The sequence below is a fragment of the Flavobacterium flavipigmentatum genome (assembly GCF_020911905.1).
In the GTDB taxonomy this organism is placed as follows: Bacteria; Bacteroidota; Bacteroidia; order Flavobacteriales; family Flavobacteriaceae; genus Flavobacterium; species Flavobacterium flavipigmentatum.
Genome location: NZ_CP087133.1, coordinates 3,769,764 through 3,796,554 on the forward strand (window position 1 = coordinate 3,769,764; position 26,791 = coordinate 3,796,554).

The window sequence follows — 26,791 nt, forward strand, 5'->3', positions numbered from 1 at the left end:
TACCGCTTTGCGAACTTTCGTTTTATAAAACCTTTGTCTAAATACTTTGCGTCCTTTGCGGTTAAAAATTCATTTTTTATATTATTTTTACAAAAAACCAAAACTAATTTATGAACGTAAATTTAGTATCACCATCTTTTTATAACCAAAATTGAAATCATTTTATAAAATTATTCTTTTTGCCCTCGTTTTATTGAGTTCTTTAAAACAGTATGCACAGCATCATTCTAAAATGGAGGTTGCGGTAAATTTTGAGCTTAAAACATTAAATATACAACAAGACATCACGTTTTATAATGATTCAAATGATTCTTTGGAAACTATTATTTTGAATGATTGGAATAATGCGTATTCGGGTAAAAATACGCCGCTCGCAAAACGCTTTTCGGATGAATTTTATAAAGGTTTTCATCTTGCTAATGAAAAAGAACGTGGCAATACCACCATTTTGAAAGTTTCCGGCGAAGGAAATACTACCCTTGAGTGGGAAAGAACCGAGCAAAACCCTGATATTATAACCATACAACTAAATCAAAAATTACTTCCTAAACAAAAAGTAGCACTGCATTTGAATTACGTTGTAAAAATTCCGAGTGACAAATTTACACGTTATGGCTACACGGCAAGCGGCGGAATGATTTTAAAAAACTGGTTTCTAAGCCCTGCACGCTTTGACAATCATCAATTTGTAAAATACAACAATCTCAACATTGATGATATTGCCAATGCTGTTACAGATTATGATGTTGAGATCAAAATTCCAATTGGTTACGCCATAACCACAGATCTGAATTCGGTTGCTAAAAACGAAACCACTAATTTAGATGGTTCCTATTTCTTTACAGGAAAAAACAGAACCGATTTTAGCCTTTTTATCGAAAAACAAAATAGCTTTAAAAGCTACGAAAACAACTCGCTAGAAGTGGTCACAAATATGAAAAGTAAGAAACTCAGTGAGATTCAGAAAGCTATTATTATCAACAGAGCGGTTTCTTTTGTGAGTGCTTTTATTGGTAAATATCCGTACGAAAAAATTACTGTTTCACAAACTGATTACGACCGAAATCAGTTTTATGGCTTGAACCAATTACCCTCATTTATTAGCCCGTTTTCTGATGAATTTGTTTTTGAAATTACTTTTTTTAAGACTTATCTCAATACCTATTTGAGAAACACTTTACGTCTAGACCCCAGAAAAGATAATTGGTTGTATGATGGAATTCAGATTTATACCATGATGAAATACATGGAAGAAAATCATTTAGACCAAAAGATGCTGGGAAGCCTCTCTGATCTAAAAATCTTAAAAAGCTATAATATTGTCAATCTTACTTTTAATGAGCAATACAGTTATTATTATATGCTGATGGCGAGAAAAAACCTCGATCAGCCACTTGGCAATCCAAAAAATAGTCTGATAAAATTTAACGAGCAAATTGCAAGTAAATATCGTGCAGGCCTTAGTTTTAGTTATCTTGACAATTACCTCAATCATGACATTGTCAACAAAAGCATACAGGAATTTTATGATTTAAATCAAAATTCGCAAACGACTAGATTTGATTTTGAGAAAATTGTGACTCAAAACAGCACCAATAATATCGATTGGTTTTTTAGCACTATTATCAATTCCAGAGACCTCATCGATTATAAATTTTCGAATGTTTCGAGAAACAAAGACAGTATTCAGTTTTCATTAAAAAACAAAACAGGACATTACGCTCCGATTCCGATATACGGAATCCAAAAAAATCAAGTGGTTTTTAAGCAATGGATTGAGCCCAAAACTAAAGATTCTATTTATACTTTAGAAAGAAAAAATGCTGATAAAATAGTTTTGAATTACGAGAACGAAGTTCCCGAATACAACTTAAGAAACAACTGGAAATCACTCAAAAATTTAGCGATTACAGATCGACCTATAAAATTTAATTTTGCCAAAGACCTCGAAGATCCTTACTACAATCAAATTTTGTACATCCCAACGCTTACCTACAATTTGTACGATGGTTTCTCGCCTGGAATTCGTTTTCATAACAAAACCATTCTCGACAAGCCTTTCAATTTTGATATCAATCCTTCGTATTCGCTAAATGCCAAAACCATTTCGAGTTCTTCGGCCTTTACATTCATCCAAAATTTTAGAAATAGCCGTCTTTATAATGTAAAATATTCTGTCAGTGAGAATTACTTTCATTACGCACCCGATGCTACTTATCTAAAACTGAATACGATGATTCAGCTACGCATTAGGGAAAATGATTTTAGAGACAACCACAGGCAACTGATCATGTTGCGTCATGTAGGCGTGAATCGAGAAAAAAGTGCTTTTATAACTGATAATTCGCAACCAAATTACTCGATTTTTAATGCACGCTATTACAATACCAAATCAGAAATGATTGATCATTTTAATTTCATGACCGATGTTCAGTTTTCGGGCAGCTTTGGAAAAATTGCTGCAGAAACAGAGTTCAGACATTTATTTGAGAACAATCATCAGTTGAATTTACGGGTATACGCAGGAAGTTTTCTTTATAACAAAACCAATTCTGACTATTACAGTTTTGGATTAGACAGGCCAAAAGATTATTTGTTTGATTATAATCTTTTCGGGAGATCAGAGACTACGGGGTTTTACAGTCAGCAGTTTGTGATGGCCGAAGGTGGTTTTAAATCAAAATTACAACCTGCTTATGCCAATCAATGGATGGCGACTTTTAATGCCAGTTATTCTATCTGGAACTGGATTGAAGCATATGGCGACGTTGGTTTCCTGAAAAGTAAATCTCAAAAAGAGTCTTTTGTATACGATAGCGGCATCCGATTAAACTTGGTTCCGGACTATTTCGAGCTCTATTTTCCTGTCTATTCTAATAATGGTTGGGAAATTTCGCAAAATAAATACAACGAAAAAATACGATTTGTGGTCACTTTTTCTCCTAAAACATTAGTCAATCTTTTTACCCGAAAATGGTTCTAATTGAATAAATTTTAAATAAAAACATGAATTATTATTATTTAAAAGCAAATTAGCATGATAATAATTTAAAAAAAGAAGCCTATTTTTAGTGTTTACTTGCAAATAATTAAATTATATTTATTTTAATGAATTATGATTATTGATACTTTTTAAGTATTTTTGCATCACAACATAACCCATTCCAGATTATGATTAAAGAAAAAAACAATACTACATTAACTTTTGAGGATTTTAAAACAGAAGTATTAAACGACTACAAAATTGCAGTAACAAGCCGTGAGTGTAGTCTTTTGGGACGTAAAGAAGTATTGACAGGAAAAGCCAAATTTGGAATATTTGGTGACGGAAAAGAAGTGCCGCAGCTTGCTATGGCAAAGGCTTTTAAAAACGGAGATTTCCGCTCTGGTTACTATCGTGACCAAACTTTTATGATGGCGATTGGCGAACTTACACCTAAGCAATTTTTTGCAGGTTTATACGGTCACACCGATTTAAATTTTGATCCAATGTCTGCCGGAAGACAGATGGGCGGCCACTTTGTAACGCATAGTTTAAACGAAGATGGTTCGTGGAAAGACTTAACAAAACAAAAAAATTCAAGCTCAGATATATCTCCAACTGCCGGACAAATGCCAAGATTATTGGGATTGGCGCAGGCATCCAAAATTTACAGAAATGTTGAAGGAATCACCGCCAAAGACAAATTTTCTGTAAACGGAAACGAAATTGCCTGGGGAACCATAGGAAACGCCAGTACTTCTGAAGGGTTATTTTTTGAAACTATCAATGCTGCCGGAGTACTACAAGTGCCAATGGTAATGAGTGTATGGGATGATGAGTACGGAATTTCGGTTCACGCCAAACATCAAACCACTAAAGAAAATATCTCTGAAATACTAAAAGGATACCAACGCGATGAAGACTCAAACGGGTATGACATTTTTAGAGTAAAAGGCTGGGATTATGCCGAGTTGGTCTCTACTTACGAGAGAGCGGCTGCCATTGCACGTGAGCAGCACGTGCCGGTATTAATTCACGTCAATGAGTTAACACAACCCCAAGGGCACTCGACTTCGGGCTCACACGAACGTTACAAAAACAGCGACAGACTGGCTTGGGAGAGAGATTTTGATTGTATTCGTCAGATGCGTTTGTGGATGATCGCCATCAATATTGCATCTCCGGAAGAATTGGCTGAAATTGATTTTCAATTAAAAAAAGAAGTACTCGAAGCTAAAAAAGAAGCGTGGGATTCATTCATCAATCCGATTATTGAAGACCAAAAAGAACTTATTGTTTTATTAGAACAAATTTCGGCGGCAAGCCTTAATCATAAAGATAAAATTCAAAATTATATCTCAGAAATCAAAGCTATCAAGGCACCTTTAAAAAAGGAAATGCTTACGATTGCCAGAAAGATATTGCGTTTTATCGAAGTACCGAATAGTAAAGTCCTATTATCCAACTGGATCACCAATTATATTGCTATAACACAACCAAGATTTAGCAGTCATTTACATTCTGACTCTGATAAAAATGTTTTTTCGGTACAAAAAGTACTTCCTCAATATGCCGAAAATGCAAAACCGGATCTGGATGGACGTATGATCTTGCGTGACAACTTTGATGCTTTGTTTACCAAATATCCAGAAACTCTGATTTTTGGTGAGGATGTTGGTAACATTGGCGATGTCAACCAAGGTCTAGAAGGCATGCAGGAAAAATACGGCGAACTTCGTGTTGCCGATGTTGGTATTCGTGAAGCCACAATTATCGGTCAGGGAATCGGAATGGCCTTGAGAGGTTTACGCCCGATTGCTGAGATTCAATATCTGGATTATTTGCTATATGCCATTCAGATCATGAGTGACGACTTGGCCACTTTACAATACAGAACCGTTGGAAAACAAAAAGCGCCGCTAATCATCAGAACCCGAGGACACCGTCTTGAAGGCATCTGGCATTCAGGTTCACCGATGGGAATGATCATCAACGCCCTTCGCGGTATTCATGTTTTGGTACCAAGAGATATGACGCAAGCCGCAGGTTTTTATAACACTTTGCTAGAATGTGACGAACCCGCTTTGGTGATCGAATGCTTGAATGGATACCGTTTAAAAGAAAAAACACCTTTGAATTTCGGCGAATTCAAAACGCCAATTGGTGTGATAGAAACCCTAAAAGAAGGAGCAGATATCACCCTAGTTTCTTATGGTTCGACCTTGAGATTGGTACAGCAGGCTGCAACAGAATTGCTAGATTTAGGAATAGATTGCGAGGTCATCGACATTCAGTCTTTGCTTCCTTTCGATATCAATAAAGATATTGTAAAAAGTATCACAAAGACCAACCGTCTTCTCGTAATCGATGAAGATGTTCCTGGTGGAGCTTCGGCCTTTATTTTACAACAAATTTTAGAAGAGCAGGACGCTTACAAATATTTAGACAGCAAGCCCCAAACGTTAACCGCAAAAGCACACAGACCCGCTTATGGTACAGATGGCGACTATTTTTCTAAACCTTCTGCCGAAGATATTTTCGAGAAAGTATACGACATGATGCACGAAGCAAATCCTGCTAAATTCCCTGATTTGTACTAAGAATTTATTCGGTTTTAAATATAAAAAAGCTCCAACATTCTGGAGCTTTTTTGCGTTTTATCCATAAAGATTGGTTTTTACAAGAAACGAAGCAACCCTACTAATCTTATTTAGCAAATGAGATTGCTTCGTTCCTAACAAAGATAGCATTCGTATCAATTAATTTTAAAAGTTGAATTTCTGGAAGCTATTCCCGCTATCCGCTCCAATCTTTTATGCCGAACACCGGCACAAAAGGATTTCCACTTCTATCGGGGCTAGGGCACTCGCTTTTCAGAAGAAAACTTATTCTGAAACAATTTAGACTCCTAAAATAGCTCTTGCTTTCTCTAAATCTTCAGCCGTATCAATTCCAATTCCGACATGCGTAGTTTCTACCATTTTGATTCTTTTTCCAAATTCCAAATAGCGAAGTTGTTCTAATTTTTCAGAAGCTTCAAGCGATTTCATTGGTAAACTATAAAAATCTAAAAGCGCTTGTTTTCGAAAAGCATAAATCCCAATATGCTGAAAATAGCGCACGCCCACATCCTTATCTCTTGGGTACGGAATTACAGAACGCGAAAAATACAGTGCAAACTGCGACTGATCTACCACCACCTTTACATTATTCGGGTTATTAATCTCGTCTTCATCGGTGATTTCGCGCATCAAAGATGCTAAATCAATTTTCTTTTCTTCATCATTTCTAAAAACCGACAACACTTGTTCTAATGGTCCTGTCTCTGTAAAAGGCTCGTCTCCCTGCACATTTACCACAATATCTACATCCAAACTTGCTACAGCCTCTGCAATTCGGTCGCTGCCAGACTCATGTTCTTTGACGCTCATAATGGCTTTTCCACCATTCGAAACAATTTCATTAAAAATCAAATCTGAGTCGGTTACTACAAATACATCATCAAACAAGTTGGTTGCCACCGAGGCTTCATACGTTCTCAATATTACCGTTTTTCCACCTAAATCCTGCATCAATTTGGCAGGAAAACGTGTAGATGCGTAACGTGCCGGAATAACTGCTATTATTTTCATTTATTACTATTGCTAATTCTTATTGAATATTATTAAAATTGAATTCTAATTACATTTTTTCTAGAAATCTAAATTTTGGAAATTAAATATTATTTAGATTTTAATTTTTTCTCTTTGCTAAAAATACTATGGTTTGGTTTTTCTATAATTAATTGTAGCTAAAATGATGTTCGCTTTTATTTTTCATTTGCAAACTTATAATAAACAGTTTAAATTTCAACTTTAACTTATTCATTTATGTCATCCAAATAATCCCTTCAACACTAAAGTATAAGCAAATATAAAGTATTATCAAAACAGTATTAATGTAAATCTATAACTTAATAATCTGGGAGTAGATTAGTTAAAAATATTATTTTCAAATTACTACTTTCATACTATAAAAAGATAAAGTTAAGACTTAACATTAATAATTCTATTGATAATTTTTTTTAATTTCTACTGTGCCCTTTAATAATGATACATCAAAAATGATACTATGTAGAATAATTCTTGTTTATTTACTATTTTAAACAGTTTTTCTTTATTTTTACTTAAAATCACTCACTTTGTTAGATTACTTAACCCTACTTGATTTATAAATTTAATAACCCCAAAAAACCATGAAAAAACAAAAAAAATCACTAATTCAATTAATTTTATTCTTATTTGCAATTACGACTGCAAAATCACAAGACTTGAATCTAAAAATTATGTCTTTTAATATCCAACAACCTTTTGGAACAAATTGGGACAATAGAAAATCAAATGTGGCTTCTATTTTTAATGTTACACAAGCAGATGTTATTGGTACACAAGAAGCTGTCAATTACCAACGTGATTATATTGCCCAACAAACAGGTTATGCATGGTATGGTATAGCACGTGATGGCGGTGACAATGGAGAGGGATCCTGGATTTTCTATAAAGCAGATAAATACTCGTTAGATAGTTCAAATTCCGGAAGTTTTTGGATGTCAACTACGCCAAATATTCCTTCCCGATTTGAAGGTGATTATAATCGTATTTGTACTTATGTCCATTTGATAGAAAAGTCTTCAGGGAAAAGCTTCTACATTTTTAATTCACATTTTCCTACTCCAGATTTACCTAATGCACGTCTAAAAAGCGCTAAACTACTCACAGAAAAAATAGCAAACAGAGCCATTAAAACTGATCCAGTATATGTCACTGGAGATTTTAATTCTACCGAAGGAGATGCAGTTACAATATGGATGAAAAATGGTTCCGACAATGCTATTAAATTTCGCGATACTTATAGAGATGTTTATCCTACTGGAAATGTAAATACTGGTTTTGGTACCAAGTTTGATTATATTTATTGTCCTACTGATTCAAAATACACTTCGTTAACATCATGGGTTATTACAAACCCTGTTGCTTCAGATCATTATCCAATAGCAGCGACAGTTCGATATAATAACTCTACAACACCCCCAATTCCTGTTACACAAGTAATTCCAGGTAAAATTGAAGCTGAGAATTACTCTAATTCATTTGGTATTCAATTAGAAAACACAACAGATATTGGACAAGGTCAGAATGTAGGATATCTTGATTTGAATGATTGGTTAGAATATAAAGTGGATGTAGCTAGTGCATCTAAATATACTTTTGATTTAAGATATGCGAGCAACAGTGAAAGTGGTAAAATTAACGTTTTAATTGATGGCGTTTATTATCAATCAACAGATTTACCAATCACTAATGGATGGCAAACATGGCAGACAATAACTAAAAATATAGACTTACCAGCTGGATTACACACAATAAAGATTGAAGTAGTAAAAGGTGGTTTCAACTTAAATTGGTTTAATTTTTCATCTCAAACAACCTCTGGTTTGTCTATACCTGGTAAAATTGAAGCGGAAAATTACTCTATGACCTTTGGCACTCAGTTAGAGAATACTACCGATACGGGAGGAGGACAAAATGTTGGTTATTTTGATGTAAATGATATATTAGAATACAATGTCACAGTATCCAATACTGGGAATTATAACTTTGATATTAGGATAGCAAGTTTAGAAAAAAGTGGACGTTTAAATCTTTTGGTAGATAATAATTACCAAAAGTCAATAGATCTTCCTATTACTGGGGGTTGGCAAAATTGGCAAACCTCAAGTACTACTGTCAATTTAACTCAAGGAAATCATAAATTAAAATTTGAGATAGTAAAAGATGGATTTAATTTAAATTGGTTCAATTTCTCTAATAATGTTACTTCTAAAACCAGTTCTAGTAAAAATATAGTTATGGAAGAATCGGATTCAAATACCTTTTATCCAAACCCTGCAAAAGATTTTATTTATTTTAATAACGAATATGATTGGATTGTGTACTCTAATGCTGGTTCAAAAGTATTGTCAGGGCGTTCACAATTAGTAAATGTGAGTTCACTTAACTCTGGAATTTACATTGTAGAATTTAATGGCAAAAGAAAAAAACTACTTATTAATTAAATGTATTTCATCTATCAATAGAGAATGCAAAAAAAATACTTACACCTATTTTATTAAAGAAATAAGTGTAAGTATTTTGTTTTTTTGAAATAGCAATTCACTATTACAAGCACTATCCCAAATTTATTTTTACTATTTTAGTTGAAACAAAAATATTTTATTATTAAAAAAATCTGTTTTAGATAAAATTATAATTCCTTTATTTTAATTTTAAGATTCCTAAAGTCTTTTTATTTATACGATAAATAGAAACGTTTTTAAGATACTTTTTTCTAACAAATCCTCACCGAAGTCATACTCAAAGAACCTGCTAATAATTTATCATTAAATAAATTCAGTTCTTCTGATTTTTCTTTTAAACCCAAAGTGTACAACAAAGGCAAATAATGTTCGGGAGTGGGAATAGCCAATTGAATCGCTTTATTCATTTTTTCGAAATCAACTAAAGGCTGAAAATTACCATCCAAAAGATAATTATTAATCGTTTCGCGCGCTTCAATTGCCCAATCGTAACCGTAATTGTCTTTGTCAAAATTTTGAAAATCAACTAGGCGTAAATTGTGTACAATATTGCCGCTTCCGATAATCAAAACACCTTTACGTCGTAAGGATTGTAACTTCTGAGCCAGTTCAAAATGATATTGCCCCGACTTAGTATAATCAATACTTAATTGAATCACAAGGACATTGGCTTCTGGATACAAATGTTTAATTACGCTCCAAGCACCGTGATCCAAGCCCCAATGCTCATCTAAATCTACTGCGACAGGTTCTAATATCGTATGTACTTCCTGAGCCAATTCGGGACTTCCTTTTGCGGGATATTGCACATCAAAAAGTGCTTGCGGAAAACCACCAAAATCATGAATCGTTCTTGGCATTTGCATCGAAGTAACTTTGGTTCCGTTTGTAAACCAATGTGCCGAAATACACAAAATGGCATTAGGTTGCGGCAAAGTTTTTGCCAGATTACGAAAACCAGTCACAAACTGATTCTCCTCAATTGCATTCATCGGGCTGCCGTGTCCTAAAAACAGCACCGGCATTTTATCAGTATTCGAAAACGTTGATGAAATCGAATGTAAATCGTTTAGTGTTGTCATTGCTGAAAAATATTATTTTGCCACAGATTTAAAAGGATTAAAAAATATTTTTCTAAAAATTCATCTCATTCTATCCAGAATAAATCTGTGGGAATCATTTTAATCTGTAGCTGAATTTTTATTCTGTAAAACTTTCGTCTTTAAATCCTATCAAATATAATTTATTTTTAGCACGTGTCATAGCCGTGTACAACCATCGAATATAATCTCTATCTATTCCGTTTGGCAGATAGGGCTGCTCAATAAAAACAGTATTCCACTGTCCTCCCTGCGATTTATGACAGGTAATCGCATACGAGAATTTTACTTGCAAACCATTAAAATATTCATTGGCTTTTACCTTCTGAAACTTCTTGTATTTCGTGGTTTCGCTTTCATAATCTTTCATCACTTCCTCGTACAAACGGTTGGATTCTTCATACGTTAAAGAAGGTGATTCACTTTTTATAGTATCTAATAACAGAACGGTTTCAAAAGGTTTTTGATCCGGATAATCGACCATCCTAATTTTTACTCTCGCAAAATTAAAACCGTACAATTCTTTGATTCCGAACATTTCCAGCACCTCAATAATATCTCCATTGGCAATAAAACCTGCTTCGTCTGTTTCTTTCAGCCAAAAATAATTATTCTTTACCACCATGAGAAAATCACCAACAGAAAGTTCGCTTTCTTTAAACAAAATTCGGGTTCTAATTTGCTCATTGTACTGATTGGCTCTTTTATTCGAACGTACAATAAAAGCGGTGTCTTCAATACTATAATTGCTGTAAGCCGTATTGATTGCATCCTGAATATCATAACCATCGGTGAGCCGAACAATGTCTTTAAACTTTTTTACATCAAATTTAAATTCGGTTATAAAACTATCTTTCAGCAGTTCTCGAAGGGCTGTGGCATTAAACAAAATTCCCGAACTTTCTTCCTGACGCATCACTTCATCAAGTTCAATGTGCTCTATTTCTTTATCATAATGGGCGCCCAAAGTATGCGTATCGAGTGCGGGACTGATATCTAAATTGACGGGAGGAAGCTGTGCCGTATCTCCCAAGAGAATCATTTTGCAATTGGTTCCGGAATACACATATGAAATCAAATCGTCAAGCAACGATCCGTTATCATACAATTTTGAATCGGAATTGCTGTCTGAAATCATCGACGCCTCATCGACAATAAAAATCGTATTTTTATGCTTATTAATTTGTCTGGTAAAAGCAACACCTCCGCCCGCAGATTTTTTCGGGAAATATATTTTTTTATGAATGGTAAACGCTGGCGTATTCGAATAATTGGCAATAACTTTTGCAGCTCGCCCAGTGGGAGCCAGCAAAACAAATTTTTTATTAATAGCTTCCAGATTGTTTACAATCGTCGAAATCACAGTTGTTTTTCCAGTTCCGGCGTACCCTTTTAGAACAAAAATAGTGTCATTATTGGTTTCCGTTAAAAAAATAGCAATTTTTTGAAAAAAAATATCCTGTTTATATGTGGGTGCAAAAGGAAATCGTTTTTGTAAAACGCTGTAAAACTGTGATGAATTCATAAAGTAAAGTTGAACTACAAAGTACGGTTTTTTTAATGGTAATTTCACTTTCAATTTCAAAAATCAAAAGTAATTTTAGTGGTCACGCCAAAATAAAAACACAAACGCAAGTCTAGATACTTATCGAATTTTACTATTGATTATTATTGTTGCTTTTTAATTTGTAAGTTTGTGTTCGAATTAAATTCATTCTTGATACTAAAGCAGGTAACGAATTGTAAATCAAACCATGTCATTGCAAAATACTAATATTACCACAAAAAATTACAAAAAATTATCCATTCAGGTTTCCTTGACTGGATTGTCTTTTTGTTGTTTTGATACACTCAACAATACTATACTTTCGCTAAACGAAGTACATTTTGATGCATTTCATAAATCGACCCAAATAGAAGAATTGTTCGGAGAAGCCTTCAATAAACATCCTGAATTAAAAGATACTTATGACGAAATTTTAGTCATTCACAACAATAATCTTTCAACTTTTGTACCCACTGCCCTATTTGATGAAAACTACTTAGGCAGCTATTTACAGTACAATACAAAGGTTTTTGATACTGATTTTTTTGCTTTTGATGAAGTAAAAAATTATCAGATGAATGCAGTTTATATTCCGTATGTCAACATCAACAACTTTTTTATTGACCAGTTTGGTTCTTTTGAATACAAACATGCCAACAGTATTTTGGTCGAAAAAATCTTAGAAGGATCAAAAAATAATGACGACAAAAAAATGGTTGTGAATTTTAATTTTGGTCATTTTGAAGTTATCGTCGTACAAAACCAAAAGCTTTTGTTGTTCAACTCATTTGAATATCAAACTCCGGAAGATTTTATCTATTATTTGCTTTTTACAGCCGAGCAAACCAATTTAAACCCAGAAACTTTTCCATTAGAATTACTGGGAACCATCAGTAAAGACGATCCTTTCTATGCTATTGCTTATCAATACATACGTAATATTTCGTTTTTTGATGTGAGCGCTTTACAGCAAAAAAACAACTTTTCAACTGCACAAAATCAAAAACATTATATTCTATTTCAATCATGAGAATCATTTCAGGAAAATACAAAGGACGTCGCATTTTTCCGCCAAAAAACCTTCCTGTAAGACCAACTACTGATATGAGTAAAGAAGCATTATTTAATGTCTTGAATAATCATTTTAGTTTTGATGGCTTAAAAATTTTGGATTTATTTTCGGGAACTGGCAATATTAGCTTTGAGTTTGCATCTCGCGGAAGTGCACCCATTACCTCTGTTGATGGTGATTTTGGTTGTGTAAAATTTATCAAGCAAGTGGCCTCAGAATATGATTTTGAGATTGCTGCTACCAAAAGTGATGTTTTCAAATATTTAGAAAATTGCAAAACCTCTTACGATATTATTTTTGCCGACCCGCCTTATGGGTTGGATCAAGTCACTTTTGAAAAAATTGTATTACTGGTTTTTGAACGTGAGTTACTAAATGAAGACGGAATGATGATCATAGAACACTCAAAATACACAAAAATGGAGCATCTGAGCAATTTTTCTTTTCAGAAAAATTATGGTGGTTCGTTCTTTAGTTTTTTCGAATTAAACTCTACAGACGACGATGAAGAGCTTGCCGATAATTCAAATAAAATTATAGAAGAAGACGAAGGTTAATTTTTTTTACCATACAAAATCCCTTATAGCAAAGGGATTTTCTGCTTTATTATCGTACGCGATTTTCATTATCATCGATATTTTTTTCTTTAAATTCGGTCGCTTTTATTTTTCCAAAAGTGTATTTTACAGCAATTGAAACTTCATTGCCATCGACCAAATATCTGGATTTTGAACTTATCGCATTCACAGTAAATTGCTCTTTAAAAATGGTATTTCTAAAAATATCATTATAACTTAAAGTACAATTCCAGTTTTTCAAAAAAGTTTTAGAAAAAGACATATCTATTATAAATCTAGCATTCCTTTCAAAAACACCTTCTTTTTGCAACGTTATACCCCAAAAATTTAATGCAAAAACATATTCTTTCGGGAATTTAAATTCCTGATTAGAAAAATAATACAAATAAGGTTTTGATGTTTTAAAAACCGCTGCATCATCTTCGACTTTATTTTTTATCAACAATATAGAATTGGTAGAAGTCCAGAATTTATAACTAAAAGGAAATGTCAATTCTACAGTAAAACCAGATTCCTTATTATAATTTACATCTTTAAAAGTCATGATATTTTGCTGATTATCATAAAAAAAACTACCCTCGACTGCATTAGAAATTTGATAATAACTCACTTTAATCGATTGATCATGATATTGAAAAGTAGTAGCAATTTCATTGGTAATCGTTGGGTCTAAATTACTATTTCTGGTATATAAAAAATACGGATTGATATAAGTAGCTCCCTGACTCAAAGACGAATAATTGGGCCTAATTATACTTTTTGCGTAATTAAACACGATGCTTTTTGTACTATCTATCAAAAAAGAAATTTGTGCTTTCGGGAATACATTAGTGTAGTTTTTGCTAATTAAAGGAACCGCATCTGTTATAAATTTTCCGTTTACTTGAGTGTTTTCAATTCGAATTCCCCCTAAAAAATCTACTTTCTTTATCTTTCCTGAAAACTGACCATAGGCTGCAGTATTCTGCTCTTTAAAATCATAGTGATTCATTGTATTTTGAGTGGTTTCAAAACTAAAAATATCAAAATCAGATTTAGAATTGGCTTCTGAATAAAGTCCGCCTAATTCTAATTTTACTTCATTTTTAAACTTTTTTTCCAAATCAATTCTTCCAGAAAAAACAGTCACATTAAATTGCTGATCCCGATTTTGTGCCAATTCAAATTCAGAATTATTATAATTATTGCCCATCTGACTCCATTCGTCCTGATCAAAATTAGAATACTGAAATCCTGTAAAAATACTTGTATCAATAGCTTTAATTTTTCTGGAATAATTAAAAAATGAGTTTACAAAATTCTTTATGCTTGTGTTATCACCCAAAGTTAGAACATTATTTTCGACATTTTCTTTTCTGTTAAATGTTGAAGTTCTAATATTGAAAGTATCGTTTTGCAACTTAGCATTCATCTTAAACGAGAAATAGTCATCCTCATTAATTTTATAAAAAAAAGCGCCTCCAAAAATAAATTGCGTTCTTTTTGTATACGCTTCCACATCATAATCAGACGCAATATCAGCATCTGATATTAGATAATTTATGCTATGACCTTCCCACGGCTGCAGTTGATTGTAGTTAAAATTAGCTTTCCATTCCATTTTATTTTTTTTGAAACTCGAATTGAATCCCAGATAATTATTATAGTCTTTTTTGAAAGAAGCCACTTGGGAAATTGAAGTTTGAAAACTATCTTTTTTACTTAATTTTCGAGTAATTAAAATCACGGAACGACCTTCGGCTTCATATTTGGAAGATGGATTCTGAATGATTTCGATCGTTTTAATATCAGCAACAGCCAAAATATTCAAATCGTTTATTTCTGCTTTTTGATTATCAATATAAAGTAGCGGATTTCCTTTTCCGACAACAGAAATACTCTCCTTGTCGGCACTAATTTGTACAGTAGGCATTTTTCCCAACAACTCCAAAGCGGTAGGAATAGAGTTATATATCGAATTGGCAACATCCAACTTTATATTTCCGTTTTGGTTAGAAAATGTTTTTTTGTTTTGATGGATCACTACTTCTGTTAGTTGTGTAGTGATACTGTCTTTTGGTCTTTCAATTTGTGAATATCCCAAAAACGAAAGACAAAAAAACAACAATGCTAAAATGATTTTTAAAGACATAAAAACTTCAGTTAAAATAGAGATTTTGGATAAAACAGATACAAATTTGCTTCTAAAAAATCATTGCGAAAGTTAATTGAAGGTTAATGCAGGGTTAATACCAAAATTGTGTCCTAAAAGGTTTATTTTTGAACAGAATTTCTTTTTGATATGAAACAAAGAATCAACTTATTAATTGCTTTTTCGATCGTAGCGCTGGTTGTTTTATCTACGGTACAATGCTACTTGGTAAAAACAACTTACGATTATAAAGTTGCGCAATTTCATACCGAAATTAAGAATGAAATTGCACAAATCACAAACAACTACAGCGATATTGACTCGGCTTTGGTTACTAAAAAAGAGTTTCTTTATAAAGAAATTGGAACGTATTATATTCAAGGAAAAAAAACAAAATTTCAGTTAAAAAAAACTATTCTTGAGAACGAATTTACAGATGTTATAAGCCTAAAAATTCAGCAAAAATTAAAAAGAGAATTACCGAATTTGAAAATCGATTTTGCTATTGTACTGAACAAATTTATTATTTACCAAAACACTAAAAAAAACGACACTATTTTTTCTGAAAAACCTTCTATTCAGAACAAACTGTATGGAAATCTGGCTTCGTTAAACCATTCTTTTCTGGTTCGAAATTATGTCGGGACTACAAATGGTTCCTTTGAAAATCAAGACTATAAGTTATTGACCGAAGATTCTATGTATGTCGCTGTTATAGATTGGGAAATGATTATTTTGAAGAGAATGACTTTTATTTTAGTTTTGTCGTTGCTTTCTATTGCTACTCTCATCACGCTTTTTGTAATTGCGATCAAAGCTTTGATCAAACAAAAAAAAGTAAGCGATGTCAAAACAGATTTTATCAATAATATTACCCACGAACTCAAAACACCTTTGGCGACTTTAAGTATTTCTACCAAAATTTTAGAGCAAAAAAACATTCGGGATAATGATGAAAAATTTATTTCGCTTGTTAATACAATTTCACGTCAGAACAATCGTCTGCAGCATTTAATCGATCAGGTAATGGCAAATTCATTGGCAGAGAACCAAATAGAACTTCAAAAAGAAAAAATAATAACCGAAGATTTTTTACTTTCAATCATAAAGGACTTTAAAATTGGAAATCCGCAAATCACAATTGAAACTGATTTTCAAACTAAAAAAACGATCTTGGTTTTAGATCAATTTCATCTCACTACTGCAATTTTAAACGTTTTAGAAAACGCCGTAAAATATGGTTCTAACAAAATTTTGTTAACCACTAAAAACTATCAAAATCAATTTACGATTGCGATTGAAGATAACGGAATTGGAATTTCGAAAAACAAGCAAGCCTTGCTTTTTGAGAAATTTTATCGCGTAGAACAAGGTAATTTACACACCACAAAAGGGCTGGGATTAGGATTATATTATGTACACCAAATCATAAAAGCGCATCAAGGTTCAATTGCCGTAATGAGCGACTTAGGAAAAGGAGCTGTGTTTACCATCATGTTTAAAGTCTAATTTATTTACATTGAAAAAAATACTTTTGGCCGAAGATGATATTGATTTTGCAAATGTTTTAAAACAATATTTAGCACTATATAATTATGAAGTCACTTGGGCGACAGATGGTGAAATTGCGTTGGAGTTATTTCAGAATCAAAGTTTTGATATTTGTGTTTTTGATGTAATGATGCCTAAACTTGATGGATTTTCACTGGCCGAAAAAATCATCAAGATCAATCACGAAGTTCCTTTTATATTCCTGACAGCAAGAAAATTAAAAGAAGACAAAATCATCGGACTAAAATTAGGAGCCGACGATTACATAGTTAAGCCTTTTGAGGCCGAAGAACTCATTTTACGCCTGCAAAACATACTAAAAAGAAGTCAGAAAAAAATCAATTTGCCCGAATACGAAAACGTTCAGATTGGTCTATATTCTTTTGATAGCAAACGTTTGACTTTGCATTTTAATCAACAAATACAACAGCTTACAGAGAAAGAAGCCGCTCTCATTAAGTACTTTTATATTCATAAAAATCAATTGCTCAAAAGAGAACAAATCCTTACTGCCATCTGGGGAAATGATGATTTCTTTTCTGGTAGGAGCATGGATGTTTATATCAGTAAACTCAGAAAATATTTTAAAGATGATGCTGGAATCCGTATTGAAAGCATTCGAAATATTGGTTTAGAATTCAAAATAATCCATTAATTTTCAGCCTGCGAATAATATAATTTTAGTAGTTAATTATGTAACGTTCTACAGATATAATACGAATACATTTGGAGTGAACATTAAAAACATAAATTATGAATCTAAAAAGATTTTTTGGTGGGCTGTTAACCGTCCTCGGAATAGTGGGCCTTATTTACACAGCCGTTATATTTGCGGGTACTTCAGGAGAGACGAGAGATATTAAATCGTTAATTATTTACGGTATTTTGGGAATCGTCTTCTTTATGTCCGGTATCAGTTTAGTTCGTGGTACAAAAGACGAATCATAACAAAGAATCAGCAATCTTTTCATAGAGAGGAGTTTTTACGCCGTGTTTTAATCCTTCATTTACAACAAACTGCGTTAGCGAAATCACCTCGGTATTTTTGCCCGCTAATAAATCTCTGTGCATCGATGAAGTCGCTTCTTTAGGCGATTTTTCAAGTTTAATAATCGTTTGATTGACAATATCTTTTGGCAATTGTAACCCTTTTGCTGCAGCAACGCCAACAATTTCTTGTAGCAATTCGACATACAATGCTTTTGATTCGGGAGTACTTAAAACTTCACCAATATTCTGATTGAGATAGGAAGTCGCTGAGGCCAAAGCTGAAATAAAGATAAATTTCTCCCACACCGTTTCCTCTATAGCATCAACCAAGTAACTTTCGATTTTAGCCTTTTGAAAGATACTTTGCAGTTCCTTTAATTTTGAAATAGGAGCCGTTTTCGAGCCAAAAAACAATTTTTCGTAAAACCCTATTTTTCGAATAACTCCCGGAGAAGAAATCATCGAAACGATATACACACAACCTTGCAGAATATCATTTTCAGGAAATAATAACTGAATGCGCTCTGGAGCATCAACCCCATTATACAAAGGAAGTATAACTGTTTTTGGATGTATACATTTCTTTAAAGAAAGCAAACTTTCTTCAATATCATACGTTTTTGTAGCACAAATTAAAAAATCTAATACACCTATTTCCTCGGGATTATTGGATACTATTTTGGGATAAACAATAGTTTCAGTTTCATCGGTTACGATTTTTAATCCGTGGTTAAATATTGCTTTTTGAGTTTCTCTGCGAGCGATAAAAACAATTTCAACTTCATCCGAATCCAAAAAGGCTTTCGCCAAAAGACCGCCAAAATATCCTCCAACACCTCCTAATCCTAAAATTCCTATTCTCATTCTACTATTTTTTATTTTTCACCCAATCTATGTCTTTGCGAGGAACGAAGCAATCTAATTTACAAAATCAAACTTTGTGTCTTTTGCTAGTGAGTTTGCTTCATTCCTCGCAAAGACACAAAATTAGGACATACGAATTAATTATCTTCCGGAACAGGCTCTAAATTCAAAGTTGTAAAATCTCTTTCGGTCTTAGAAATTATAATCGTTGCGACAGTATTTCCTATCAAATTGGTTATTGCTCTGGCTTCGCTCATAAATTTATCAACTCCCAACAAAAAAGCCAAACCTTCTACCGGAATTTTATGAATTGCTGTCAACGTAGAAGCCAAAACAATGAACCCGCTTCCTGTAACGCCTGCCGCTCCTTTTGAAGTAATCATCAAAATACCAATCACACTAAGAATTTCGAAAAAACTAAGATGTACATCATACAATTGCGCCAAAAATATCACGGACATCGACAAATAAATCGAAGTGCCATCCAAATTAAAAGAATAACCCGTCGGAATCACCAAACCTACCACCGATTTACTACAGCCCATTTGCTCTAATTTAATCATAATACTAGGCAAAGCTGCCTCGGATGATGATGTTCCTAAAACTAATAAAAGCTCTTCTTTGATGTATTTTAGAATAGAAAGAATACTAATTTTATAATACCTCAGGATGGTTCCTAATATCAAAAACACAAACAAAATCATGGTAAGATAGACGCACAACATCAACTTTCCGAGCGGAATCAAGGTTTCCAAACCAAACTTACCAATAGTGTAGGCCATTCCACCAAAAGCACCCAATGGCGCCAAATACATTACGTACTTCAAACCTGTAAAAACAACTTTAGAAACACGCTCTAAGACCAAGATAGTCTGCTCTCTATGTTTATAAAAATTCAATGCAATCCCAACAAAAATAGCCGCTAAAAGAACTTGTAATGTAAAATTAGAAAGAAAAAATTGCAGCCACGAAAAATCTGCCGAAGGATTCTTGGTATATTTACTAGCATCTTGTAAAGCCAATCCCGTTTTATCTATTTTACCAGGTTGAAAAAGATAGGCAACCCCAATTCCGATTGCCAAGGCAATAGTCGAAACCACTTCAAAATAAGTCAGCGCTTTAATACCAATACGTCCTACTTTTTTAAGGTTGCCCATGCCGGAAATCCCCAAAACAATGGTTAAAAATATAATCGGACCAATAAAAAGTTTGATAATATCTACAAAAGTATCTCCAATTATCTTCATTTTTACACCGATGTTCGGTGCAAAATGTCCGAGTAAAACACCTGCTATAATGGCGATTAATACCCAAAAAGTAAGATTGGTAACAATCACTCTAAAAGTGCTTTTCTTAGAAGGTTGAGTCGGAGCTAGCGAAGATATATTCATAAAAGTAAGTTAGACTTTACAAATATATAAAAAAAGCAGACCTATAAGCCGGATTCTGTCCCTGATCAATCAGAGCCTTATCATTTATCTAGATCCAGCATTACTGCTGGACTCAAGCTACCTACCCTTCAACAACGGACGAGAAGCCCTTAAATGCTGATATACTTGGTATTTCACCGCATAGAGTTTACCTGGTTTCACTACAGCATTACCTGTACATACTTTCTGTTGCACTTGTCCTAATCCCGATAATTATCAGGACCGACGGGGGTTACCCGCTATGCTTCTCTTTGGTGTCCGGACTTTCCTCCCTCCCGATAAATCAGGACGACGATAAGGCGGTCTGCACGGCAAAAGTAGCAATTTATGAACTAACAATCGAGCATTTAAATTTCTGTTTTTTATAGAAATTACCTAATTATTTAATTTTAAATTGGTTATCTTTAAAATTCATAATTTTAAAATTCATTTATTATGACTAAAATGTATCATTACGCAACTGTTTCAAAAGCTTTAGATCAATTGAATGAGAAAGGATTTACGTTTGATTTTAATTTAAATTCAGATATGATTAAAAAAAATCCTGAAAAATTTGAAATTGTTCATGTGTACCGATACGAAGGGGATTCGGACCCAGGCGATGAGGCAGTTGTATACGGAATCAAATCAATTTCAGGCAAAAAAGGAGTTTATGTAGCGGGTTTTTCGGCAGATTCAGATCAGGAAACCGCAAAATTTTTATTCGATTTAAATATTAAAGGAAGGTGATTTTCAGGAGCTTTTTCCTGCTGTACGCTTTATCTTTTTCTGGCAAAAAAAGCCAGCAAAAGGATGCCGCTTCCATCAGGGCTAGGGCTTTAGGTTTCATTAGAAAATAATAGTTTACAAAATCTAGGTCATTGCAAGGAACGAAGCAACCACATCGAAAATTGATTTAGCAAAAGAGATTGCTTCGTTCCTCGCAATGAATAAAAAACAACAAAAGCCCGTTTAAATCTTTGTTACCTTTATGCCTTCTAAAAAGAGTAAGCCACAAAAAAAGTCCATCATAAGACAGACTTTTTAAAAACAACTCAAAAAATCAATTAAGCTGTTGGTATTTTTAATTTCCACCCAGGCTGAATCAAATCAGGGTTTTTAATGACATCTTTATTGGCTTCGTAAATTGCTTGCCAAGAAACGCCGTGTTTTTTTCCAATTTTTGATAACGAATCGCCGCTTACCACGGTATAATCTGTAGTTGCTCCTTCTGTAACTGCAATATTCATCACAACATCAGCCGATCTAAAATCAGGGTCGATTGTTCCGTATGCGTTCCATAATTTTTCCTTATCCTCAGCAGATTTTGCCGTACCATCAACATATAGCACATTATCTTGCTCTCTGACATTTAAGTTTGCTATTTCCAAACTACTGGCCAAATTTGTTAACTCTTTGTATTTATCTTGTAAACTCATCTTGACTTTATTTAATAGTTAACTTATTTTCAACTTTTTTAGGTTTCAATTCCTGTACACTTTTTATCAAAGCCGGAAGTTGTTCCCTTTTTATATTTCCTGTAAGAGTTACAACACCATCTACGACTGAAGCACTCACGCCACTGTACGCTTTTACTACATCATTTACAGAAGTATTTAAAACTGTATCAGGGCTAATTTCAACAGGGGCAACCTCAGGGGCTGGTGCAGGCAAAGGAACTTGGCAGTTATTGACCACAGATTTTACTCCTTTGACTCCTTTAATGACTGTTTCTGCACTTTGTTTGACAAAATCATTTTCACACGTACCCGAAATAGTAGCAACACCATCCGTTACGGTAACCTCTACACCAGGCATATCGCTTAATTTTGTAGCGATTTCTTTTTGAATATCCGCATCTTTAGGACCACAAGCCCCTAACAAAAAAGCAAAGCCTATTCCTAATAAAATAGATTTAATCTTCATAATAATATTTTTTAAAGTTATTTAACCCTTTAAAATTAACGAATTAATTTACAAAATACTATTAAAAAATAATAAAAAACTTATATTTTTTTTATATTTACAAAAGGTTAATATTAAAAAATCAAATAAGAAAAAATAAAATAGAAAATTAAGATTTGAATAATGATAGCATTATTAGCTTCTATAAAATCTAATTTCTTTTTACTCCTAAAAAATACATAAGTATTAAAAAAAAGAGGTAAGAGAATCAAAAAACAAAGATAAAGCCAAGACAACAGCTCAGACTGAAATGAGGAAATCTTATATATAAAATGCAAAAAAGAACAATAAGCAAACTCTAAAACAAGCATTAATGAAAAAATCCTTGACTTAGCTCGTACAATATCTATTTCTTTCATATTAAATTTACTAAATATAATTTATTTGTAATTTTACTTTTTCGAATGTGCTATATCTTTTCTCCACTCCCGAAGTGCATCTTCAAAAAAAATTTTAACGTCTTCTTTTTCTCCATCAACACTTACCTTAAAACTACTTCCGTTGGTTTTTGTAATTAGCAAATAAGGGCAATACGTGGCTCCGGCATTATAGACAGTGTCTATTTTTGATATGTCTTTATAATAAGCAAAATCAATACCATTTCTTTTTGAATTCCTTTTGTCTATCCAGTATTTAGCAATTCTTTTATCAGTAAAGAAATTCCCTGCCTTTTCATTCGTAAATTCACTGTAAAAACTGTATATCTTCTCGCCGTTTTCTAGTAGTTTTAAACTTTTAATAAAATGAATATCTTCTTGATTAAGAGTGCTAGTGTTTTCGATTTTATTACATGAGCTAAAAAGAAAAATTATAAATAAAAGAGTAAAATATTTCCGCATATTCTTCTATTTCTGTTTTAGAATTGAGTTTCTTTTATTACAACTGTTTTAGACACTTTATCATGAAATCCATTCAAAGTATATAAATACGAGATACCATCAAATGGAATTAATCTACAAAATGTTCGTACTATAATATCTAGAAGAGTTGCTTTTTGTCCTTCTAAATTTACTACTTTGGTTTTTGTTATAATTTTACCTAAAGTCTTTTGAAATAAGGTTTCACCTACTATAAAATAAAGCAGGAAAGCTGTAATTATAGTTGTTCTGTTAATAAATAAAATCTGTCTCGGACTTACAACTTTAAATCCATAATGAGCCGTACAGACTACAATAGTATAAATGATAAAGATGGCTGTAATATCAATAAAAAAATTAATCCCCCGAACAGAAGTACCAGCAATATTTTGGAGAGTATCTTTTTGCTTTTGAATTTTATTTAGTTTTTCAAGTGCGATAACTTCTTTGTGCATTTCACGCTGATCATCAATTTTCGTAATATCAATATTACGTGATTTAATTTCATACCGTGCAGCTTCAATTGCCAAAGATTGATACTTATCTGCATTAATAGTTAATATTTGAATCAGTTCTTCATCTGTCTTTTTAGACATTACCTCAGTAAAATCATGTATCATTTTTGTTCTATTAATCATAAAATGACAACAATTTGCATTTATACATTAATTATCTCATATTAACATTCTAACAAACTATTTTCTAGAAAACAAATTGTCTACCACCCAAGCAGGACCAATCATTAAAAACTGGATATCTTTTAAGAATGAAGGTTTTTTTCCTTCTATATTATGACCGTAAAACTGCCCGATCCAAGCTACTGCAAAAATAGCGATCGATACTATCCATAAAGGAGCAACTTGTGCGATGTAATAATTTATAATCAGACAAATCGCCGAGAAGATGGCGATTTTAAAGGCCATTGCAATAGATAATCTCACATAAAAAACAAGGACAAAAAGAAGTACAACTACCGCCCAGTTTTCGATAATACGAACATTTAACTGCAAAGTATTAGCAATAATACCACTCGGAATACTCATTAACAACCCCACTATAGAAAAATAAATAGCAGGAACGCAGATGTAGTGTATCGCTTTGTTTTTTGGGTTTTGATGACTTACTGCATATTCTTCAAACCATTGTTCTAATGTTCTCATTTTTTTGGATTTTGATACGTAAATATACTAAAAAAACAGCTCTCTTATAACTGGTTATAATCAAAAACACCATCCCACAATTCATCAATCTGAATGAGCGCTTTGTCTATTGCAATCACTTGCCATTTTCCATCAGTTTCTATACCCAACCCAATATTTTTCAGTTTTTGCAAAGCATCATTCACATCAAAATCAAGATAAGTATCAAGCTTTGTGGCAAACCATGATTCTATTTGATTATCAAGTTCTTCGGCCGTTAACGGATGATTACTTTTATTTAAAAAAGCAAAAGCCAAAATAGTTTCTTTAAGCACTTCTTCCTCAGAAGAATTTAACAAAGAATAAAAGGCTCCACTGTTATTTCCGAGGTTTTTAAAATACAGACTATCTGAAAGTATTTTTGAATATTTGATCTTCTTGTTGACAAAATTACTGTACTGTCTAAATAAATAAAGTGACAATATTCCGAGCGCAATTAGCCCCTGATTGAGTGAGGCTTTACTGTTTAACAAATCTATAGTTTCTCCCGATTGGTAAGCGGCATACATGTTAATCAAAGCAGGAATTACTTTGGTACTCAATAACGAAAATCCTCCAAAAACTCCTGGCACCCAAAAGAAGAGTTTGTCTGTAGTTGACATTTTGGGTACAGCATTTGGAAATATTGTTTCGAGGTCGTTTTTGGGTACACGCTTAAAGATTTTCAGCACGATAGATGCTGGATCCACAGGCATTTTTCCGAGTTTGACTTTCTTTTCTTTGAGATAATCTGCATCGTTATAATTGAGATAAATCATCACACGATCGTAATATTCTACTTCGATTTCTTTTTTCCAAAAAGTGTATTTAGTGATCTTTTCTTTGGCTTTATGATGCCCGCGAACATACAATTCGTAATCTCTAAATGCATTAAAATCAATAGCGAGATTTAAACCTATTAAATCTGAATTCTTAAATGCTTTGTCTAAAGTCTCCTGATCAATACGCCTGTAATTACCGTTATCCAAGACTTTGAGAAGTGTTTCCTTAAAAACAGCAAAATCACTTTTCCCTCTAAATATTTCTCGTTCTTTCGAACTTAAATCGGGATCGAATAAGGCGTAATTTTGCTTTAAATTTCTATTAAGATTAAAGGCTTCGTAGTGATAATAATGCTCGATGATATCAAATAATTTTCTAAAATCATCTGCCTTCTTTTTATCTTCTCCGAAAGTGGCTAGTTGATGCTCGAGTAAAAATTCCTTGTTGAAAGGAATGTAATGTTCTCGTGTCATTTTTTGTAGGTTCTTAGATTTGTAGCTACAAAGGTCTAAAAGTTTTTCTTTTTTATTAAAAAAAACAGTCTTAATTCTATACCCGCTTTAAGGTTTTATATGCTAAAATATATTACTGCTGTCCGTAACCAAAATTAGTTTATTAAACCTGCTTCTGTCATAATCTATTCTGCTGGCTTTGACCGCAACAGGAAAATGAATTTCTCCGTTGGCCACCATCTTTATTTTATTCTGAGCACTTTTGGTAAAATCTATTTTGCCTTCGACCATTTCGTTTAGGTTGGCCATTAATGCTGCATCAAATGCAAAATCAGTTTCGATATCGGCTACCAGGTTTTTAGCAAAAACAACTCCCGTTACCAGTAATATATTATTTTGGTTGGCATTTTTTAATAATGATGGATTTGGATGTAGAAAATCAGCTCCGAAAAAATACTCTTCAAGATTCCCAATAGCGTATTCTTTAGTAAAAGAATTGTCATAGCTAATCGTAACCGACTTTCCTGATTTAATTTTTGCGCTGATTTCAAAAGCTCCCAAACCTAATGTTTTAAGGATTTCCTGCAAGAGCGTGATACCAATATTAAATCCGTAATCATCTTTTTTAGACGTATTGATGCTAAGCGCCGGGTTCTCTATCTCTGTGAGCACTACATCACTCTTAAAAGCATGATCAATGCTGCCATAATACAATTGCGCTTCATCAAAACTCTTTTTGAGCCACAATTGCAATGGTTTATGATTTCTAACTGGTCCTTCTATCAGGTCGTAACCCTGATTAGTCAAAAATTGTGTAAGTTTCATTTTATCGTATTTTAAGTTTTCTGGAGCTTTGAATAATTGTTACTAACTATTTTTCTCGCTGCCTTTGAAACATTAAAAGTACAAGAAAAAAATTAGTAAGATAATTGCTAAGATAAGAAGATTGTATGTTTTTTAAACTTCAAAAACGAAAAAGGTTAAAATTTTGTTTTTATTTAAAATAAACCAATGAATATGTCATTATTCTAAAAAGTAACAACCACCAATAAAATTGTTGAAACTAAAACAAGGATTGAAAATTTCCTGAAAATTTTAGTCAAAGTGGATCTATTTTCATCAGTTTGGTAAAGTATAAGAAGACCAAAACCGCAAAGGTTGGGGAACTTTTGCGGCGGTGGTTTTAGAAACAGTTGATATAGCTGCTGCCAAAGAGC

At 33.0% G+C, this 26,791-nt stretch carries 22 protein-coding genes and 1 other RNA gene; 9 read left to right on the forward strand and 14 right to left on the reverse strand.

What is annotated here, in order from left to right; translation table 11 throughout:
- Positions 1-232: 232 nt before the first annotated feature.
- Together LNP22_RS16040 and LNP22_RS16045 are read left to right on the forward strand one after the other, a co-directional pair.
- Entirely contained in the window at positions 233-2,983 is a 2,751-nt protein-coding gene (locus LNP22_RS16040; protein WP_229976396.1) for a gluzincin family metallopeptidase, read from the forward strand.
- A 188-nt stretch (positions 2,984-3,171) separates the two neighbouring features.
- Positions 3,172-5,583 (forward strand): alpha-ketoacid dehydrogenase subunit alpha/beta, encoded by a 2,412-nt coding sequence (locus tag LNP22_RS16045; protein ID WP_229974363.1) that lies wholly within the window; start codon positions 3,172-3,174, stop codon positions 5,581-5,583.
- Between the two features lie 300 nt (positions 5,584-5,883).
- On the opposite strand, the gene kdsB is transcribed toward LNP22_RS16045, so the two are convergent.
- On the reverse strand, positions 5,884-6,615 hold the full coding sequence (kdsB, locus tag LNP22_RS16050; protein WP_229974364.1) for a 3-deoxy-manno-octulosonate cytidylyltransferase: 732 nt from the start codon (positions 6,613-6,615) through the stop codon (positions 5,884-5,886).
- A 602-nt stretch (positions 6,616-7,217) separates the two neighbouring features.
- On the opposite strand from kdsB, the gene LNP22_RS16055 reads away from it, so the two are divergent.
- The gene (locus tag LNP22_RS16055; protein WP_229974365.1) at positions 7,218-9,077 is read left to right on the forward strand and encodes a carbohydrate-binding protein; all 1,860 of its coding nucleotides are present in this window, start codon (positions 7,218-7,220) and stop codon (positions 9,075-9,077) included.
- A 272-nt stretch (positions 9,078-9,349) separates the two neighbouring features.
- Here LNP22_RS16055 and ygiD read toward each other — a convergent pair whose 3' ends face one another.
- Together ygiD and LNP22_RS16065 are read right to left on the reverse strand one after the other, a co-directional pair.
- Positions 9,350-10,180: a 4,5-DOPA-extradiol-dioxygenase gene (ygiD, locus tag LNP22_RS16060; RefSeq protein WP_229974366.1), complete on the reverse strand. Its 831-nt coding sequence runs from the start codon at positions 10,178-10,180 to the stop codon at positions 9,350-9,352.
- Positions 10,181-10,298: 118 nt separating this feature from the next.
- Positions 10,299-11,723 carry an ATP-dependent DNA helicase gene (locus LNP22_RS16065; RefSeq protein WP_229974367.1) on the reverse strand — a complete coding sequence of 475 codons (1,425 nt, stop codon included), beginning with the start codon at positions 11,721-11,723 and terminating at the stop codon, positions 10,299-10,301.
- Between the two features lie 229 nt (positions 11,724-11,952).
- On the opposite strand from LNP22_RS16065, the gene LNP22_RS16070 reads away from it, so the two are divergent.
- Both LNP22_RS16070 and LNP22_RS16075 read left to right on the forward strand, forming a co-directional pair.
- Positions 11,953-12,774 carry a DUF3822 family protein gene (locus LNP22_RS16070; protein WP_229974368.1) on the forward strand — a complete coding sequence of 274 codons (822 nt, stop codon included), beginning with the start codon at positions 11,953-11,955 and terminating at the stop codon, positions 12,772-12,774.
- Positions 12,771-13,373 carry an RsmD family RNA methyltransferase gene (locus LNP22_RS16075; RefSeq protein WP_229974369.1) on the forward strand — a complete coding sequence of 201 codons (603 nt, stop codon included), beginning with the start codon at positions 12,771-12,773 and terminating at the stop codon, positions 13,371-13,373. The genes LNP22_RS16070 and LNP22_RS16075 overlap by 4 nt, the downstream gene beginning before the upstream one ends.
- Positions 13,374-13,422: 49 nt before the next feature.
- Here the strand turns inward: LNP22_RS16075 and LNP22_RS16080 are convergent, their stop codons facing one another.
- Complete coding sequence (locus LNP22_RS16080) at positions 13,423-15,525, reverse strand: outer membrane beta-barrel family protein (RefSeq protein ID WP_229974370.1); 2,103 nt, start codon at positions 15,523-15,525, stop codon at positions 13,423-13,425.
- 150 nt (positions 15,526-15,675) lie between these two features.
- Here LNP22_RS16080 and LNP22_RS16085 point away from each other — a divergent pair, with 150 nt between their 5' ends.
- From LNP22_RS16085 to LNP22_RS16095, 3 genes are all read left to right on the forward strand, one after another.
- On the forward strand, positions 15,676-17,034 hold the full coding sequence (locus tag LNP22_RS16085) for a sensor histidine kinase (protein ID WP_229974371.1): 1,359 nt from the start codon (positions 15,676-15,678) through the stop codon (positions 17,032-17,034).
- 10 nt (positions 17,035-17,044) lie between these two features.
- Positions 17,045-17,731: a response regulator transcription factor gene (locus tag LNP22_RS16090; protein WP_229974372.1), complete on the forward strand. Its 687-nt coding sequence runs from the start codon at positions 17,045-17,047 to the stop codon at positions 17,729-17,731.
- A gap of 98 nt (positions 17,732-17,829) precedes the next feature.
- Positions 17,830-18,024 (forward strand): hypothetical protein, encoded by a 195-nt coding sequence (locus LNP22_RS16095; protein ID WP_210664852.1) that lies wholly within the window; start codon positions 17,830-17,832, stop codon positions 18,022-18,024.
- Here the strand turns inward: LNP22_RS16095 and LNP22_RS16100 are convergent.
- The 3 genes from LNP22_RS16100 to rnpB form a co-directional block, all read right to left on the reverse strand.
- On the reverse strand, positions 18,019-18,930 hold the full coding sequence (locus LNP22_RS16100) for a ketopantoate reductase family protein (RefSeq protein WP_229974373.1): 912 nt from the start codon (positions 18,928-18,930) through the stop codon (positions 18,019-18,021). The two genes, LNP22_RS16095 and LNP22_RS16100, sit on opposite strands and share 6 nt — an antisense overlap.
- Positions 18,931-19,067: 137 nt before the next feature.
- Complete coding sequence (locus LNP22_RS16105; protein ID WP_229974374.1) at positions 19,068-20,321, reverse strand: cation:dicarboxylate symporter family transporter; 1,254 nt, start codon at positions 20,319-20,321, stop codon at positions 19,068-19,070.
- Positions 20,322-20,349: 28 nt separating this feature from the next.
- Positions 20,350-20,671: RNase P RNA component class A (rnpB, locus tag LNP22_RS16110), an RNA gene on the reverse strand.
- 124 nt (positions 20,672-20,795) lie between these two features.
- Between rnpB and LNP22_RS16115 the strand changes: the two genes are divergently transcribed.
- Positions 20,796-21,089 carry a hypothetical protein gene (locus LNP22_RS16115; protein ID WP_229974375.1) on the forward strand — a complete coding sequence of 98 codons (294 nt, stop codon included), beginning with the start codon at positions 20,796-20,798 and terminating at the stop codon, positions 21,087-21,089.
- 317 nt (positions 21,090-21,406) lie between these two features.
- Here the strand turns inward: LNP22_RS16115 and LNP22_RS16120 are convergent, their stop codons facing one another.
- From LNP22_RS16120 to LNP22_RS16150, 7 genes are all read right to left on the reverse strand, one after another.
- Positions 21,407-21,778, reverse strand: a complete 372-nt coding sequence (locus LNP22_RS16120) for a LysM peptidoglycan-binding domain-containing protein (protein ID WP_229974376.1) — start codon at positions 21,776-21,778, stop codon at positions 21,407-21,409.
- A gap of 7 nt (positions 21,779-21,785) precedes the next feature.
- Positions 21,786-22,265, reverse strand: coding sequence for a BON domain-containing protein (locus LNP22_RS16125; RefSeq protein ID WP_229974377.1), 480 nt, complete (start codon positions 22,263-22,265; stop codon positions 21,786-21,788).
- 431 nt (positions 22,266-22,696) lie between these two features.
- Positions 22,697-23,143 carry a hypothetical protein gene (locus tag LNP22_RS16130; protein ID WP_229974378.1) on the reverse strand — a complete coding sequence of 149 codons (447 nt, stop codon included), beginning with the start codon at positions 23,141-23,143 and terminating at the stop codon, positions 22,697-22,699.
- Positions 23,144-23,160: 17 nt separating this feature from the next.
- Positions 23,161-23,781 carry an RDD family protein gene (locus LNP22_RS16135; protein WP_229974379.1) on the reverse strand — a complete coding sequence of 207 codons (621 nt, stop codon included), beginning with the start codon at positions 23,779-23,781 and terminating at the stop codon, positions 23,161-23,163.
- 75 nt (positions 23,782-23,856) lie between these two features.
- Positions 23,857-24,321, reverse strand: a complete 465-nt coding sequence (locus LNP22_RS16140) for an Mpo1 family 2-hydroxy fatty acid dioxygenase (RefSeq protein ID WP_229974380.1) — start codon at positions 24,319-24,321, stop codon at positions 23,857-23,859.
- 44 nt (positions 24,322-24,365) lie between these two features.
- Entirely contained in the window at positions 24,366-25,595 is a 1,230-nt protein-coding gene (locus LNP22_RS16145) for a TMEM143 family protein (protein WP_229974381.1), read from the reverse strand.
- A gap of 102 nt (positions 25,596-25,697) precedes the next feature.
- Positions 25,698-26,399, reverse strand: a complete 702-nt coding sequence (locus LNP22_RS16150; protein WP_229974382.1) for a gasdermin — start codon at positions 26,397-26,399, stop codon at positions 25,698-25,700.
- Positions 26,400-26,791 lie beyond the last annotated feature (392 nt).

Bases quoted from the DNA above. Each gene is read 5' to 3' on its own strand.
- LNP22_RS16040 (WP_229976396.1), top strand. From the start codon at position 233: ATGGAGGTTGCGGTAAATTTTGAGCTTAAAACATTAAATATACAACAA.
- LNP22_RS16085 (WP_229974371.1), top strand. From the start codon at position 15,676: ATGAAACAAAGAATCAACTTATTAATTGCTTTTTCGATCGTAGCGCTG.
- LNP22_RS16115 (WP_229974375.1), top strand. From the start codon at position 20,796: ATGACTAAAATGTATCATTACGCAACTGTTTCAAAAGCTTTAGATCAA.
- LNP22_RS16150 (WP_229974382.1), bottom strand. From the start codon at position 26,399: ATGAAACTTACACAATTTTTGACTAATCAGGGTTACGACCTGATAGAA.
- LNP22_RS16095 (WP_210664852.1), top strand. From the start codon at position 17,830: ATGAATCTAAAAAGATTTTTTGGTGGGCTGTTAACCGTCCTCGGAATA.
- LNP22_RS16130 (WP_229974378.1), bottom strand. From the start codon at position 23,143: ATGCGGAAATATTTTACTCTTTTATTTATAATTTTTCTTTTTAGCTCA.
- LNP22_RS16075 (WP_229974369.1), top strand. From the start codon at position 12,771: ATGAGAATCATTTCAGGAAAATACAAAGGACGTCGCATTTTTCCGCCA.
- LNP22_RS16140 (WP_229974380.1), bottom strand. From the start codon at position 24,321: ATGAGAACATTAGAACAATGGTTTGAAGAATATGCAGTAAGTCATCAA.
- LNP22_RS16070 (WP_229974368.1), top strand. From the start codon at position 11,953: ATGTCATTGCAAAATACTAATATTACCACAAAAAATTACAAAAAATTA.
- LNP22_RS16080 (WP_229974370.1), bottom strand. From the start codon at position 15,525: ATGTCTTTAAAAATCATTTTAGCATTGTTGTTTTTTTGTCTTTCGTTT.
- kdsB (WP_229974364.1), bottom strand. From the start codon at position 6,615: ATGAAAATAATAGCAGTTATTCCGGCACGTTACGCATCTACACGTTTT.
- LNP22_RS16120 (WP_229974376.1), bottom strand. From the start codon at position 21,778: ATGAGTTTACAAGATAAATACAAAGAGTTAACAAATTTGGCCAGTAGT.
- ygiD (WP_229974366.1), bottom strand. From the start codon at position 10,180: ATGACAACACTAAACGATTTACATTCGATTTCATCAACGTTTTCGAAT.
- LNP22_RS16105 (WP_229974374.1), bottom strand. From the start codon at position 20,321: ATGAATATATCTTCGCTAGCTCCGACTCAACCTTCTAAGAAAAGCACT.
- LNP22_RS16145 (WP_229974381.1), bottom strand. From the start codon at position 25,595: ATGACACGAGAACATTACATTCCTTTCAACAAGGAATTTTTACTCGAG.
- LNP22_RS16055 (WP_229974365.1), top strand. From the start codon at position 7,218: ATGAAAAAACAAAAAAAATCACTAATTCAATTAATTTTATTCTTATTT.
- LNP22_RS16135 (WP_229974379.1), bottom strand. From the start codon at position 23,781: ATGATACATGATTTTACTGAGGTAATGTCTAAAAAGACAGATGAAGAA.
- LNP22_RS16125 (WP_229974377.1), bottom strand. From the start codon at position 22,265: ATGAAGATTAAATCTATTTTATTAGGAATAGGCTTTGCTTTTTTGTTA.
- LNP22_RS16045 (WP_229974363.1), top strand. From the start codon at position 3,172: ATGATTAAAGAAAAAAACAATACTACATTAACTTTTGAGGATTTTAAA.
- LNP22_RS16065 (WP_229974367.1), bottom strand. From the start codon at position 11,723: ATGAATTCATCACAGTTTTACAGCGTTTTACAAAAACGATTTCCTTTT.
- LNP22_RS16100 (WP_229974373.1), bottom strand. From the start codon at position 18,930: ATGAGAATAGGAATTTTAGGATTAGGAGGTGTTGGAGGATATTTTGGC.